This window comes from Salinicola aestuarinus (genome assembly GCF_003206645.1).
GTDB lineage: Bacteria > Pseudomonadota > Gammaproteobacteria > Pseudomonadales > Halomonadaceae > Salinicola > Salinicola aestuarinus.
In genome coordinates this window covers 41,759-56,117 of record NZ_PZJP01000002.1, presented here as the reverse complement: position 1 = coordinate 56,117, position 14,359 = coordinate 41,759, and the positions used below count along the sequence as shown (strand labels likewise).

General features: G+C 65.4%; 12 protein-coding genes and 1 other RNA gene. All 13 read right to left on the bottom strand.

The features are described 5' to 3' along the window. Nucleotides 1-94: 94 nt before the first annotated feature. On the bottom strand, nt 95-817 hold the full coding sequence (locus tag DOM41_RS02455; protein ID WP_110685268.1) for a cell division protein FtsQ/DivIB: 723 nt from the start codon (nt 815-817) through the stop codon (nt 95-97). Between the two features lie 34 nt (nt 818-851). Next, nucleotides 852-2,261 (bottom strand): UDP-N-acetylmuramate--L-alanine ligase, encoded by a 1,410-nt coding sequence (murC, locus tag DOM41_RS02450; protein ID WP_110685347.1) that lies wholly within the window; start codon nt 2,259-2,261, stop codon nt 852-854. A 34-nt stretch (nt 2,262-2,295) separates the two neighbouring features. Continuing rightward, nucleotides 2,296-3,381 (bottom strand): undecaprenyldiphospho-muramoylpentapeptide beta-N-acetylglucosaminyltransferase, encoded by a 1,086-nt coding sequence (gene murG / locus DOM41_RS02445; RefSeq protein WP_110685267.1) that lies wholly within the window; start codon nt 3,379-3,381, stop codon nt 2,296-2,298. Continuing rightward, entirely contained in the window at nt 3,378-4,568 is a 1,191-nt protein-coding gene (ftsW, locus tag DOM41_RS02440) for a putative lipid II flippase FtsW (protein ID WP_110685266.1), read from the bottom strand. The genes murG and ftsW overlap by 4 nt, the downstream gene beginning before the upstream one ends. Continuing rightward, a complete protein-coding gene (gene murD / locus DOM41_RS02435) occupies nt 4,562-5,974 on the bottom strand; it encodes a UDP-N-acetylmuramoyl-L-alanine--D-glutamate ligase (RefSeq protein WP_110685265.1) in 1,413 nt (470 codons plus the stop codon). The genes ftsW and murD overlap by 7 nt, the downstream gene beginning before the upstream one ends. Nucleotides 5,975-5,978: 4 nt before the next feature. Beyond that, nucleotides 5,979-7,061, bottom strand: a complete 1,083-nt coding sequence (gene mraY / locus DOM41_RS02430; RefSeq protein ID WP_110685264.1) for a phospho-N-acetylmuramoyl-pentapeptide-transferase — start codon at nt 7,059-7,061, stop codon at nt 5,979-5,981. Nucleotides 7,062-7,070: 9 nt separating this feature from the next. Continuing rightward, on the bottom strand, nt 7,071-8,426 hold the full coding sequence (locus DOM41_RS02425) for a UDP-N-acetylmuramoyl-tripeptide--D-alanyl-D-alanine ligase (RefSeq protein WP_110685263.1): 1,356 nt from the start codon (nt 8,424-8,426) through the stop codon (nt 7,071-7,073). Further along, nucleotides 8,423-9,964 carry a UDP-N-acetylmuramoyl-L-alanyl-D-glutamate--2,6-diaminopimelate ligase gene (locus DOM41_RS02420; protein ID WP_110685262.1) on the bottom strand — a complete coding sequence of 514 codons (1,542 nt, stop codon included), beginning with the start codon at nt 9,962-9,964 and terminating at the stop codon, nt 8,423-8,425. Before DOM41_RS02420 ends, DOM41_RS02425 begins: the two co-directional genes overlap by 4 nt. Further along, nucleotides 9,961-11,679 (bottom strand): peptidoglycan D,D-transpeptidase FtsI family protein, encoded by a 1,719-nt coding sequence (locus DOM41_RS02415; RefSeq protein WP_110685261.1) that lies wholly within the window; start codon nt 11,677-11,679, stop codon nt 9,961-9,963. The genes DOM41_RS02420 and DOM41_RS02415 overlap by 4 nt, the downstream gene beginning before the upstream one ends. Beyond that, nucleotides 11,676-12,005: a cell division protein FtsL gene (gene ftsL, locus DOM41_RS02410; RefSeq protein WP_110685260.1), complete on the bottom strand. Its 330-nt coding sequence runs from the start codon at nt 12,003-12,005 to the stop codon at nt 11,676-11,678. Before ftsL ends, DOM41_RS02415 begins: the two co-directional genes overlap by 4 nt. Nucleotides 12,006-12,013: 8 nt before the next feature. Then, nucleotides 12,014-12,994 (bottom strand): 16S rRNA (cytosine(1402)-N(4))-methyltransferase RsmH, encoded by a 981-nt coding sequence (gene rsmH, locus DOM41_RS02405; protein ID WP_110685346.1) that lies wholly within the window; start codon nt 12,992-12,994, stop codon nt 12,014-12,016. A gap of 30 nt (nt 12,995-13,024) precedes the next feature. Further along, nucleotides 13,025-13,375: RNase P RNA component class A (gene rnpB / locus DOM41_RS02400), an RNA gene on the bottom strand. Between the two features lie 105 nt (nt 13,376-13,480). Next, entirely contained in the window at nt 13,481-14,347 is an 867-nt protein-coding gene (gene rsmI / locus DOM41_RS02395; RefSeq protein WP_110685259.1) for a 16S rRNA (cytidine(1402)-2'-O)-methyltransferase, read from the bottom strand. Nucleotides 14,348-14,359 lie beyond the last annotated feature (12 nt).

The following is a 14,359-nucleotide window of genomic DNA, read 5'->3' as shown; positions in this document are numbered from 1 at the left end:
CTTTCCGGTAACGATTCCGAGAAACCGACCCTCGCCAGGCCCCTCGACGGCGCCCTTCCCCCCTCGCCCGCGGCGATTCTGGCAGGCACCAGCGCTAGTTGAGCTGGTCCTCGGTCAATGTCTCGCCGTGCCATGCAACGGCGACGCCGTTTGGATAACGCAAATCGATGTAGCGCATTCGTGACGCCTGCTCGCCCAGCTGACGTTGCCATGCTGCAATGAAACGAGACAGTCGCGCGTCGAGATGGTTCCTTCCCAGAATGACCCAGACGCCGTCATTGACCTGAAAACGCCAGGCGCCGCGAGGCTCCAATCTGAGCTGCGTGATGTTTAAACCGAGACCGGAAAGTGTCTGTCGCAGGGAGTCGTAGTAAGAGAGGACTTCACGACCGCTGTCACGCGGCCCGCCCAGATCGGGCAGGCGCGATCCGTACTCATCGATCGGCCCCGGCTGGAACGGCTGCCCACGGCTATTGAGCAGTTCATCGTCGTTCCAGCGCGCGACCGGGTCCTGCTCGAAGAGCTCGAATTGAAGCGCGTTGGGCCACTTGCGTGACACCGTCACTTCCCGCAGCCACTCGATGTCGCGGGCCTGTTCGCGCAGCGAGGCCAGATCCAGCGATAGCCAGGTACGCCCACGCACCAAGGGCGCGAGCTGCTGCTGCAGATAGCTCGCCGTGACATGGTCGAGATCGCCGCTGACAGACACGCGGGCGATGGGCCTATCCAGCCACAGCCACAGCGCCTTGCCCCCCGCACCCACGAGCACGACGATCAGCAGAACGCCCATCAGCGTGGCGCGCGCACCGGAATTCATGAAATCAGCACCTGACCCGGACCGCCTGCAACGCTCACAGCTCGACCTCGTCCAGATGCAAGTGGCTCGCCGCCAGTCGCTGGGCGATACCGCCGACATCGCCCGCCCCCTGGGTAATCACGATGTCGCCCGGACGCAATACGCGTTGCAGTAACGACGGCAGAGCGGCTTTCTCCTCGACGAAGATGGGATCGACCTGCCCCCGCTGTCGAATCGAGCCAGCCAGCGTCTTGCCCTCGGCACCCACGATCGGCGTCTCCCCCGCGCCGTAGACATCCAGCAGCAGCAGCGTATCCACGCCCGACAGCACGCGCACGAAATCCTCGTAGAGATCCCGCGTCCGGCTGTACCGATGCGGCTGGTAAACCATCACCAGACGCCGCTCCGGCCAACCGCCGCGAATGGCGCGAATCACCATCTCCACTTCCCGGGGGTGGTGACCATAGTCGTCGACCAGCATCACTTCCCCGCCGCCCGGCAGCGGATAATCGCCATGGACCTGAAAGCGCCGGCCCACGCCCCCGAAGGATGCCAGCCCTTTGACGATATCGGCGTCGCTGACGCCGGCATCTGTCGCCACGGCAATCGCGGCCAGCGCGTTGAGCGCGTTGTGCTCGCCCGGCATCGCAAGCTCTATCGAGAGCGGTGCCGCGGTGTCGGGACGTTCGGCCACGAATCGAACCACGCCGCCCTGCTGGGTAAAGTCACGAACGCGATAGTCCGCATCCTCGCTGAACCCGTAGGTGACGAAGTGACGTTGCACTCTCGGCAGCAATTCACGCACGTTGTCGTCATCAAGGCAGAGCACGGCGCGCCCGTAGAAAGGCAGGTTGTGCAAAAACTCGATGAACGTCGTTTTCAGGCGAGTGAAATCACCGTCGTAGGTCGCCATATGATCGGCGTCGATGTTGGTGACGATCGACGTCATCGGCTGTAGATGAAGAAACGAGGCGTCCGACTCGTCCGCTTCGGCAACGAGATAGTCACCCGCGCCGAGACGTGCATTGGTCCCGGCGCTCGTCAGCTTGCCCCCGATGACGAAGGTCGGATCCAGGCCCGCTTCGGCCAGCAGTGTCGACAGTAAACTGGTGGTCGTGGTCTTGCCATGAGTCCCGGCCACCGCGATGCCGTGACGAAACCGCATCAACTCGGCCAGCATCTCCGCACGGCGCACCACCGGCACGCGGTGGGTTCGCGCCCACTGAATTTCGGGATTGGTGGTATCGACCGCAGTGGAAACCACCACCACGTCGGCGCCAGCCGCGTTGACCTCGGCGTGACCAATCGCCACTCGAATCCCGCACTCGCGCAGGTGTTGCGTGACCGGCGACTCCCGCAGGTCACTCCCGCTGACCGTGTAGCCCTCGTTGGCGAGCACCTCGGCGATGCCGCACATGCCAACGCCACCAATCCCCACGAAATGAATGCCCCCGATGCGTCGCATCCCGAGATGCGATCGCGCCGGACGGGTCTGAATGCTATCGCTCACAGCCGATCTCCATGCAGCCGTCGACCATCCGATCGACGGCGTCCAGGTGTGCCACCCGACGCGACGCTAACGCCATACGCGCCAGCACATCGGGGTCAAGCAGCGCCTCTAGCGCTGCTGTCAGACGCTCGACGCCAAGTGCCTTTTGTTGAATCAGTTCCGCGCCGCCCGCCTCGACGAGAAAGCGCGCATTATGGGTCTGATGATCGTCGACGGCGTGCGGGAACGGCACCAACAGCGACGGCTTGGCCGCCGCGGTAAGCTCGGCGATGGTCAGCGCCCCGGCCCGACAGACGATCAGGTCCGCCCAGTCGTAGGCCGCGGCCATGTCGTCGATGAAGTCACTGACCTCAGCCTTGACCCCCGCGTCGCGGTAGTTGTCGCGGGTCGGTGCCTCCTTGTCGCGACCGGCCTGATGGCGAACCTCGGGCCGCCGCGCTTCAGGCAGCCCGGCCAGCGACGCCGGCAACTTGTCATTCAACGACTGCGCCCCGAGCGAGCCCCCGAGCACCAGAAGGCGAAGCCGGCGGCCGCGCAGCGATGCCGCCGCCCGCGGATGCTCACCGAGGGCGATGATCTCCTGACGCACCGGGTTACCCACCACGACCGCGTTACGTCCCGGAAACGCTTCCGGAAACGCCGCATACACGCGGGTGGCCAGGCGAGAGAGTGTTCGATTGGTCAGTCCGGCGATGGCGTTCTGCTCGTGCACCACCAGCGGCCGGTTGTCGAGCTTCGCCGCCAGTCCGCCAGGACCGCTGGCGAACCCGCCGAGCCCCACGACGAGCTGGGGATCGAATCGCCGAATGATGCGCCTCGCCTGCCACACCGCGCGACTCAGCCGCCACGGCACGGCCAGCCAGCCGGCAAGGCCATTGCCGCGAAGGCCGGCAACGTCGATCCGATTGAGCGCGATTCCTGCGGCCGGCACCAGCCGATTCTCGATGCCTCGGGGGCTTCCCAGCCACTCGACACTGACCCCACGAGCCATCAGCGCGCGGGCCAGAGAGAGCGCGGGCACCACGTGCCCGCCGGTCCCCCCTGCCATGATCAGAACACGTTGTGGCGCACTCATGTCGCGGCCTCCTCGGTCGATTTGGGCGCCTTGGGCGCGGGGAGAGGTCGCCGACGACGAACTTCGGCGTCGGTCCGAAACAGCAGCGCAACCATGATGCCGCTCACGATGAGGCTCGAGCCGCCGTAGCTCAGTAGCGGCAGGGTCAGACCTTTCGTCGGCAACATTCCCGAACTCACCGAGATATTGATGAATGCCTGCGCGCCGATCACCAGTGCAATTCCGTAGCAGAGATAGGCGGCAAAGGGCATGCCCGCGAGCTCCGCCTTGCGGCCGATGCGAAACGCCCGGAAGACCAGGAGTGCGAAGAGCAGAATGACGCCAACGGCGCCGAGCAACCCGAGTTCTTCTGCCAGCACCGCGAACACGAAGTCGGTATGCGCTTCCGGCAGATAGAACAGCTTCTGCACGCTGTTGCCGAGGCCGAGACCCGTCCAGTGGCCACGACCGAAGGCGATGAGCGCCTGGGTCAACTGGTAGCCGCTGTTGTACTGGTCCGCCCAGGGATTGGCAAAGCTGGTGATACGCTGCAGGCGATACGGCTCGGCAACAGCCAGCATCACCGCACCGCTGCCCACCACCGCCATGATCAGCAGAAAGCGCCAGAGTGGCGCACCGGACAGCAGCAGCATCCCCATCACGCAGCCCGTGAGTACCACGACCGCACCGTAGTCCGGCTCGAGAATCAGCAGGAAGCCGACCAGCGCCATGACCGCGAGCGGTCGCAGGAAGGCGCCCCAGGTTCGACGCACCTCGGGCAGGTATCGCTGCAGATAGCCGGCGACATAAACGATCATGCAGAGTTTCGCGACTTCCGAGGCCTGCACGTTGATCAGTCCCAGCGGAATCCAGCGCCGACTGCCATTGATCTCACGACCGACGAAGAGCACCGCGAGTAGCAGCAACAGGGCGACAATCAGCAGGAGTGGCCCTCGCTCACGCCACCACGCCAGCGGCAAGCGAACGGCCACCAGTCCCACGGCCATCGCGCCGAGCACGAAGATGCCGTGACGAATGCTGAAGTACCACGGATTGCCGGTGAGGCTGGTGGCGATTTCCGACGAAGCGGAGGTGACCATGACCCAGCCGATCAGCATCAGCGACAGCGACGACAGCAGCAGCCAGCCGTCGAAGGTCTGGCGCCGTGTGGTGAAGCGCTCCTCCAGCCCTTTCAGACGGCTCAGCATGCGCTCTCCTCCCCCCGCTCGAGCACGTCGCGAAACGCATCGCCTCGCGCCATGTAATTGGGAAATTGGTCGAGGCTCGCACAGGCCGGCGACAGCAGCACGCAGTCGCCAGGCTCGGCGATCGAGGCGGCCCTTCGCATGGCCTCCTGCAGCGTGGCGACTCGGCGCGTCGCGACTCGCTCACCGACGGCAGACGCCAGGCGCGCGGCATCCTCTCCGAAGAGAATCGCCTCCCGCGCGTAACGGCCGAGCGGCTCGGCAAGCGGTGCGAAATCCGCCCCCTTGCCGACGCCACCGCCGAGCCAGATCAAGCGCCCGGTGAGCGAGCCGCCGACGCCGTCGATGGCCGCGAGCGTGGCGCCCACGTTGGTTCCTTTGGAGTCATTGATCCAGCGCACGCCGGCACGCTCGACGATCAGCTCACCGCGATGGGCCAAGCCGCGAAAGCGAGCCAGAACCCGACGCATGGCGGCCCAGGGAACGTCGAGGGTCTCCGCGATCGCGGCCGCCGCCAGCGCGTTGGCAAAATGGTGTCGGCCGACCAGCGCGAGTTCGTCGACCGGCATCAGACGCGCGTCGCCGCGGGCGAGCCAGGCCGGTACTCCCGACGTGGCCGGTACGACACCCCATTGCCCGGGAGCCGGCACACCGACGCTAAAGGTCACGACATCAGACACGTGAGTCCCGACGCCGCGCGTCTCGGGCCAGGTTGCCGCATCGTCGGCATTGACCACGGCATGGCGAGCCCCGCCAAAGATCCGCGCCTTGGCCGCACGATAGCCATCGATATCGCCGTGGCGATCGAGATGATCTGGAGACAGATTGAGAAAAGCGGCGCAGAACGCGCCGAGACGCCGGAGGCTCTCGAGCTGAAAGCTGGAGAGTTCGAGCACGAAGCACTCGGCATCGGGTCGATCGAGCAGCAGATCCAGCGCCGGTTCGCCTAGATTGCCGCCGACAGCAACGCGAATGCCTGCCTCGTCGAGCATCTCGCCGACCAGCGTGGTCACGGTCGACTTGGCATTGGAACCGGTGATCGCCACGATCGGCACCCGGCATTCGCGCACGAAGAGTTCGATCTCGCCCATCAACCGCGATCGCACGCGGTCGAATCCTGCCTGCGCCGTGTCGACGCCGGGGCTGACGACGATCTCGTCAAAGGCATCAAGATCGAGCCCCTCCAGCCCGCCGAGGTGAACGTCGACCTGCGGATACGCTGCGCGAAACGCGTCGAGGCCCGGCGGGGCGTCGCGGGTATCCGCCAGCGAGAACGGCGCGCCTCGCTGGTGAAGGTAGCGGGCGATGGCACGCCCGGAGAGACCGAGCCCCACCACCAGACGCCGACGGGATTCGACCGACTCACCGGGCAGGGGCTGCGGCGCACCGCTTTGGCGACGATCGCTCATGGCGTCAACGCAGTTTCAGTGTCGCCAGTCCCAGCAGGACCAGCATGACGGTAACGATCCAGAAACGGACGATGACACGCGGCTCCGGCCACCCCTTGAGTTCGAAGTGGTGATGCAGCGGTGCCATCCGAAAGATACGTCGGCCGGTCAGCTTGTAGGAGCCCACCTGAAGAATGACGGAGACCGTCTCCATCACGAATACGCCGCCCATGATGAACAGCACGATCTCCTGACGCACGATGACCGCGACTACGCCCAGTGCGGCGCCCAGCGCCAGCGCGCCCACGTCACCCATGAAGACCTGCGCCGGGTAGGTGTTGAACCAGAGAAAGCCGAGCCCGGCACCGGCGATCGTGCCGCAGAATACCGCCAGTTCACCGGCCCCCGGCACTTCCGGGATGTGCAGGTAGTTGGCGAACACCGCGTTACCGCTGGCGTAGGCGAAAACGGCCAGGCCCATCGAGACGAGCACCGTGGGCATGATCGCCAGACCATCGAGACCATCGGTCAGGTTGACCGCGTTGGAACTGCCGACGATCACCAGATAGCTCAACAGGATGTAGAAGATGCCGAGCGGCATCACCACATCCTTGAACAACGGCACGATCAGGCTGGTCTCCACCGGGCTCGCCGCGGTGAAATAAAGCACCGTCGACACGCCCAGACCGATCACCGACTGCCAGAAGTACTTCCAGCGCGCCGGCAGGCCACGGGGATTCTTCTCCACCACCTTGCGAAAGTCATCGACCCAGCCGATCGCGCCAAAGCCCAGCGTCACCACCAGCACCAGCCAGACGTAGTGGTTGCTCAGATCCCCCCACAGCAGCGTGCTCACGGCGATCGAAATCAGGATCAGGGCGCCGCCCATGGTCGGCGTCCCCGCTTTGGAGAGATGCGACTGCGGTCCATCGTCACGAACCGCCTGGCCGATCTGGCGCTCGACCAGGCGCTTGATCACCTGCGGCCCCATCCACAGGCTCAAGAAGAGTGCGGTCAGCGTGCCCAGAATGATGCGCAGGGTGAGGTACCCGAAAACGTTGAAAGCGCTTTGAAAATGCGTCAGCAGTTCAGCCAGAAAAAGCAGCATGAGTCAGATTCACCTTGAAGCGTCGGTGCGCAGTGCGGCAACGAGTCGTTCCATGCCCGCGCTGCGCGACCCCTTGACCAACACACTGGCCCGCGGGGGAAGCCGGTCATGGGCGAAGCGGCAAAGCGCCGCCCAGTCGTCGAAATGGTGACCTTCGTTACCGAAGGCCGCGGCGGCGGCGCGCGCGGCGTCGCCGTAAGTCCCTAGAACCTCGATGCCGAGGTCGCGGGCGAGTTGCCCGATCTCGGCGTGATAGCGTTCACTCTCGTCGCCAAGCTCCCCCATGGCGCCGAGAAAGCACCATCGTGGCGCCGGCAGCGTCGACAGCGTCTCGAGGGCCGCCCGCATGGCCCCCGGATTGGCGTTGTAGCTGTCATCGATCACGCAGGCGTCGCGAATCCCCGCGACAACCTGCATCCGACCGGGCATTGCCGCGACCGACTCCAGCCCAGCGACGATCTCGCTGACGCCAAGGCCAGCGGCGTGAGCCGCTCCCGCCGCGGCCAGCGCGTTACGCACGTTATGCCGGCCAATCAGGCCAAGCGACACCCGCGCCGGCGCTTCGCCCGTAATCGAAAGCGTGAAAGCATAGCGCCCGGCGGCGTCGCAGACTAGGTCGCGGGCGGCAACGCTCGCTTCGGCATCGATGGCGAAGTCGACGACCTTCGCTCGGCCGGCAAGCGATCGCCAGAGCGCAAAGAAGGGTTGCTGACGGTCCAGCACCGCGGCCCCCGTCTCGCCAAGGCCGGCGAGAATCTCGCTTTTGGCCTGGGCGATCTGACCGGTGCCACCGAACTCACCCACATGGGCATCGGTGACATTGGTGATGACAGCAATCGACGGACGCGCCAACGCCGTGGTCCAGGCGATCTCACCGAGGTGGTTGGCGCCCAGCTCGACGACGGCGTAGCGATGCGCCGGCTCCAGGCGCAACAGCGTCAGCGGTGCGCCGATGTCATTGTTCAGATTGCCCTCGGTGGCAAGCGTCGTCCCGCGGCGTGAGAAAATTGCCGCTGTCAGCGCTTTCACCGTGGTCTTGCCGCTGTTACCGGTAATCGCCACCAGTTCACCGTCCCACGCCTGTCGGTGCACATGGGCGAGCTGGCCCAGCGCCACGCGCGTATCGGGGACGAGGATTTGAGGCAACGGATCATCGACCGGCCGCGAGACGACAGCGCCGGCGGCTCCGCCTTCTCGCGCCTGGGCGACAAACGCATGCGCGTCGAAGTGCTCACCCACCAGGGCGACGAGCAGATCGCCGGGCGCCAGTCGGCGAGAGTCAGTGACGATATCGGCAAGCGGGGCGTCTTCCCCCTCGAGCCGGGCCCCCAGGCTCGCCGCCGCATCGCTCAGCCGCGCACTCACGTCAATGCCCCGCGGCGTTGCAGGGCCGAGCGGGCCACCTCGCGATCGTCGAACGGCTGGCGCACCCCGGCGATCTCCTGGTAGTCCTCGTGACCCTTGCCTGCGATCAGGACGATATCGTGGTCATTCGCCTCGGCAATCACCCGTTCGATCGCGTCTCGACGACCGCCGATCGACCACGCCGACGCCGGCGACTGGAGCCCGCCCGACACGGCATCACGAATCGCCTCGGCTGACTCGCCGCGCGGATTGTCATCGGTGATCACGACGCGATCGGCATGCCGCTCGACCGCCTCGGCCATGGGCACGCGCTTACCGGGATCGCGGTCGCCACCGCAGCCAAAGATGCACCAGAGCGCGCTTCCGTCACCGCCCGGCAGGTGCTCGCGCAGTGCCGCCAGGGCGTTATCGAGCGCCGCTGGCGTGTGGGCGTAGTCGACGATCACCGCGGGGCCACTCGCCTCGTCGATGGCCGTCACCCGCTGCATCCGCCCAGGGACCGGCGTGAGCTCGGCGGCCGCGGGCCAGATCGACTCGAGGGAGTGACCGAGCCCGTAGAGCGTGGTCATCGCCAGCAGCGCGTTGTCGAGATTGAACCGACCCATCAGCGGTAGCTCGAGGACATGCTCATCCTCCGGCGAGGCGACCACGGCCCGCAGCCCTTCCGGCAGCGCTTCACAGCCGGCAACGCGCAGCGTGGTGGCATCATTGCTGCCGGTGGCGAGAACGCGCACCCCCGCGGGCAACCCGGCGAGCATCAGCCGAGCAAGGGGGTCGTCGCCGTTGACCACGGCGAGTCGAAGTCCGTCGCGCTGGAAGAGCTTGGCTTTCGCCGCCGCATAGGCCGCCATGCTGACGTGATAGTCGAGATGGTCCCGACTCAGATTGGTAAACACAGCGGTGTCGACCCGCGTGTCACCCAGTCGGTCCTGGGCCAGTGCATGGGAGGAGACCTCCATCGCGACCGTTTCGACTCCCTCGGCGGCCATTTCACCCAGCATCTGCTGAAGGGCGAGCGGCCCTGGCGTGGTCTGGAGCGCCGGGCGAAGTGCGTCAGGCCGACCGTAGCCCAGGGTGCCGACGACGGCTGCGGGGTGGCCCAGACGCTCCAGCAGCGCGGCAATGTAGTGCGTCACTGAGCTCTTGCCGTTGGTCCCGGTGACACCGATGACTCGCAGTGTCTCGGGCACGTCGAACAGGACCCGGCCCAATGCTGCCAACTGCTGAGTGATCCCTGGCAGCGACACCACGCGCGCCTCGTTCTGCCAGCGTGCCGCGAGCTCATCACCCTCGGCGAGCACGCCGACGGCGCCGGCGGAGAGCGCCGCCTCTATATGTTCTCGCCCATCCGTCGCGACACCCGGGGTCGCAAGAAAGAGCACGGGAAGCGCTCCAGACGCCTCGACAGCCACTTCGCGGCTGTCCTGAATCAGCGCTAGCTCGGCGTGGCCGTCACACCAGTTCGCTACCTGGTTCGCCGCCTCTGGGTATTCCAGAGCCTCGAGCGCCGCAACGAGTCGTGTCGTTTGAACTCTCATGGCGCCGTCTCCTCTTCGGATTGATCCGGGGGTACGTCGAGTAGACGCAATGCGCTGCCCACCACGCGGCTGAACACCGGCGCAGCGACCAGACCGCCGTAGTAATCGCCCTTCTTGGGATTGTCGATCATTACGACCGTGACGATGCGGGGATTGGTCGCCGGCGCAATACCGGCGAAGAGCCCGCGATATTCGGTTTCCTGATAGCCCTGGCTGGTCACCTTGCGCACCGTGCCCGTCTTACCTGCGATCTGATAGCCCGGCACCATCGCCAGATGTCCACCGGCATTGGGCCGCACGATCTTCTCGAGCATACCCAGCAGCTGATGCGCCACCGTCGGCGACATCACCTGGTCGCTCTCCGGCTCACCGCTGAGCTTGAGTAACGACGGATGCAGGCGTCGACCGTCATTGGCAATGGCGGTATAGGCACTCGCCAGCTGCATCGGTGTCACCGCCACGCCGTAGCCGTAGGCCATCGCCGCCTGGGCGCTGCGCGCCAGATTGTTCGGCGCCGGCAGGCTACCGCTGTTCTCGCCCGGAAACCCGGTCCCCGGGCTCTGGCCGAAACCCAGCGCGCGATAGCGGTTCCAGATCGTATCCTGATCGAGCGACAGCGCGATGTGCGCCATGCCGATGTTGGAGGAGTGAAACAGAATACCGGCCGGGTCGAGCTCGCCGTAGTTTCGGAAATCCTTGATCGTAAAACCATCGACGACCATCCAGCCGGGGCTGGTATCAATGATCGAATCGGGTGTGAACTGATCGCTGGCCAGCGCAGCCGACATCGCCAGCGGCTTCATGACCGATCCCGGTTCGATGGCGTCCGTGATCGCCTGGTTGCGCAGGCCGCGCACGTCGACGTCGGCGCGATTATTCGGGTTGTAGGACGGCAGGTTGGCCATCGCCAGCACTTCACCGGTGTGCGCATCGAGCATTACCAGCGAGCCACCGTCGGCGTCGTTGTCACGGATGCCGGCAGCGAGTTCACGGTAGGCCATGTACTGCAGGCGCAGGTCGATCGAGAGGTCGAGGTCTCCGCCGGGCTTGGCGTCTTCGATCAAATGCAGGTCGCGCACCAGCCGACCCTTGCGATCCTTCAACACGCGACGCTTGCCAGGCTCGCCGGTGAGATACCCGTTATAGGCAAGCTCCAGTCCCTCCTGCCCCTCATCGTCGATATTGGTCACACCAACGAGCTGGGCGGCGACCTCACCGGCCGGGTAGTAGCGCTTGTAATCATCGCGGGCGTAGACGCCCGCCATCTGCAGATCGAGCACGGGCTTGGCCTGCGCCGGCGTCAACTGACGGCGCAGGTACATGAATTCATGGTCGGCGTAGCGGTCGATGCGATCCTGAAGCTTCTGCGGCTCGAGATTGAGCGCCTGGGCGAGCACTGCCTGCTGGATCGGATCCTGAGTCAGTTCCTGCGGGTTGGCCCAGAGCGTCACGACCGGCGTCGAGATCGCCAGCGGATCGCCGTTGCGGTCCCTGATCATTCCGCGGTGGGCGCCAATGGACTCCACGCGTAGCGTGCGCGCATCGCCCTGATTCTGCAGGAAGCCCCGATCGATCACCTGCAGGTAGACGACGCGCCCAATCAGTGCCGACAGGGCCAGCAGGATGACAAACAGCATGAACCAGTAGCGCCCGGCGCGCAGTGGTGCATCCGGGGCGCGGCTTTTGGGGGATGCGGAACGACGCGGGCCGCTCATGGGTGAATCACCTTGACTTCATCAACGCCAGGGACGCGCATCTCCAGACGCTGAGTGGATAGCGACTCGATGCGCGCCGGCGATGACCAGGTACTCTCCTCGAGTAGCAGGCGCCCCCACTCCGTCTGCAGCGCATCACGCTGGCCTTCGAGTTTCTGCAGCCGAGCGTATTGAACGCGCGTGAGATGGGATGTGCTGATGATGGCCAACGCGCTTACCAGAATGGCGGCGATGAGCACCGAAAGAACCAACGAACGTGCGCTGACCCGACGCGAGAAGGGCCAATCACCCCATTTCGAGGGCGTACGCCTTCCTTGAGCGGCCATGGAACTCCTCACGCCAACTTTTCGGCGATACGCATAACGGCGCTGCGCGCACGGGGGTTGAGTTCGACTTCGTGCTCGTCTGCACGCAGCGCCTTGCCCACCGGCTTGAGCCGTTTGTTGAGTTGATCCTCACGTATCGGCATGCCGCGCGGCAGATGGGTGTCGCCGCGGGATTGGTCACGAATGAACCGCTTCACCAACCGGTCTTCGAGAGAGTGAAAGCTGATCACGACCAGCCGGCCACCTGGCGCCAGTGCTTCGAGTGCGGCATCGAGTGCGCGTTCGAGCTGGCCGAGTTCATCATTCAGGTGAATGCGGATTGCCTGAAATACCCGAGTCGCCGGGTGCTTGTGCTTCTCCCAGGCGGGGTGCGCGGCCTTGACGATCTCGGCGAGCTGGTGCGTCCGTTCGATCGGGGTTTCCTGACGCGCGGTGACCAGGGCTCGGGCGATGCGCTTGGCAAAGCGCTCCTCGCCGTAGGTCTTGAACACTCGGGCCATTTCATCGACGCCGGTGCGAGCGAGCCACTGCGCCGCGCCAATACCCGACTCCGGATCCATGCGCATATCGAGCGGGCCATCGCGCAAAAAGCTGAAGCCGCGCTCGGGATCGTCGAGCTGCGGGGAGGAGACACCGACGTCCAGCAGTATACCGTCGAGCTTGCCCAGCAGGCCGGCGGCGTCGGCATGCTGGTCGAGCTCGGCAAAGACACCGCGCTGGAGGCTCAATCGCGCATCCGCGATGTCAGCACCGGCGGCGAGCGCTTGAGGGTCGCGATCGAGGGCAAGAAGACGCCCTTCGGCATCGAGACGTTCAAGAATCGCTCGAGTATGCCCCCCGCGGCCGAAGGTGCCATCGAGATAGTTACCCGAGGGGCAACGCACCAGCGAGTCCACGGCGCCATCAAGCAGGACACTGGTGTGGCGAAATTCGCGGGAAGTGGCGGCACCGTCGTCGGCGAGTGAAGAATCGTTGTCGCGGTGCAGCATGAAGGTCTCGGTCGCGTTGGCGATAAAACAGGAGGGAGTCGGCCGATAAGCCGGGTTCTGTCGAGGACAGTCATTCATCTAGGGGTCGCGTCGCCACGACCCTCGAGCAACCTACCCGGATCCAGCGCGGGCCGCGCCTAAGGATCCCTATTTGGTCTTGCTCCAGGTGGGGTTTACCGTGCCACGCTCTGTTGCCAGGCGCGCGGTGCGCTCTTACCGCACCCTTTCACCCTTACCGGCAGCGAATCGCTGCTTAGGCGGTCTACTCTCTGCTGCACTAGCCGTCGGCTTGCGCCGCCCAGGCGTTACCTGGCACCTCGCCCTATGGAGCCCGGACTTTCCTCCCCCGGATTAACCGGCGGCGACTGTCTGGCCGACTCCCAAGCGCGCAAGAATACCAGCCCCCCGACCCCCTCTCAAGGCCGCAGTGGCGCGGCATTCCGCGGACTCCGGCGTCGCCGAAAACCGACACTCACCTTCTAGGCGTCATTCCGCGGGACTTTCGCGCTCCTTGAGCGCCAGCGCCAGCTGATACCACTGCTTGCGCCGCCCACCCAGCAGCCGCGTGGTAACGGCAGCCGCGCTCTTGACGCCCACCCCTTCGGTCAGCATCGCCGCGAGCATCGTCTCGCCTTCAGCATCATCAACGGCGGTGTCGGCGGCAGGCGCCCCGGCCACCATCACCACGAACTCCCCGCGGGTTTGCTGGCTATCGTCGGCCATCGTCTCCAGCAGCGAATTGGCGCTACCGTCCAGCAGCGTCTCGAACGTCTTGGTCAGCTCCCGAGCCAGTACCACGCGACGCTCGCCGAGGGTGGTGACGACATCCGCCAGCAGATCACGAATCCGATGCGGGGATTCGTAAAAGACACGCGTCTCTTCGCGATCCGCCCCCGCTTCGAGCTGGCGTTGACGGGCGGCGGACTTCGCCGGAAGAAAACCCTCGAACGTGAAGCGATCGGTGGGCAGCCCGGCGACGCTCAAGGCGGCAATCAGCGCGCAGGGACCGGGGATCGGCACCACGCGACAGCCGGCCGACCGTAGCTCGCGCACCAGCAAGAAACCGGGGTCGGAGATCAGCGGGGTGCCGGCATCGCTTACCAGGGCCAGCTGCTCGCCGGCGAGCAGTCGTGCCTGGAGCTGTTGAACCCTTCCCGACTCGTTGTGCTCGTGCAGCGACAATAGAGGCCGCTCGATTCCCAGGTGCTTCAGCAGGCGCTGGGTATGCCGAGTGTCCTCGGCGGCGATCGCGTCCACTTCCGCAAGGGTTCGCACGGCACGCGCACTCAGGTCCTCGAGATTCCCAATCGGCGTGGCGACCACGTACAATACGCCTTCTTTTCTCTCGCTCATTCGATACCATCC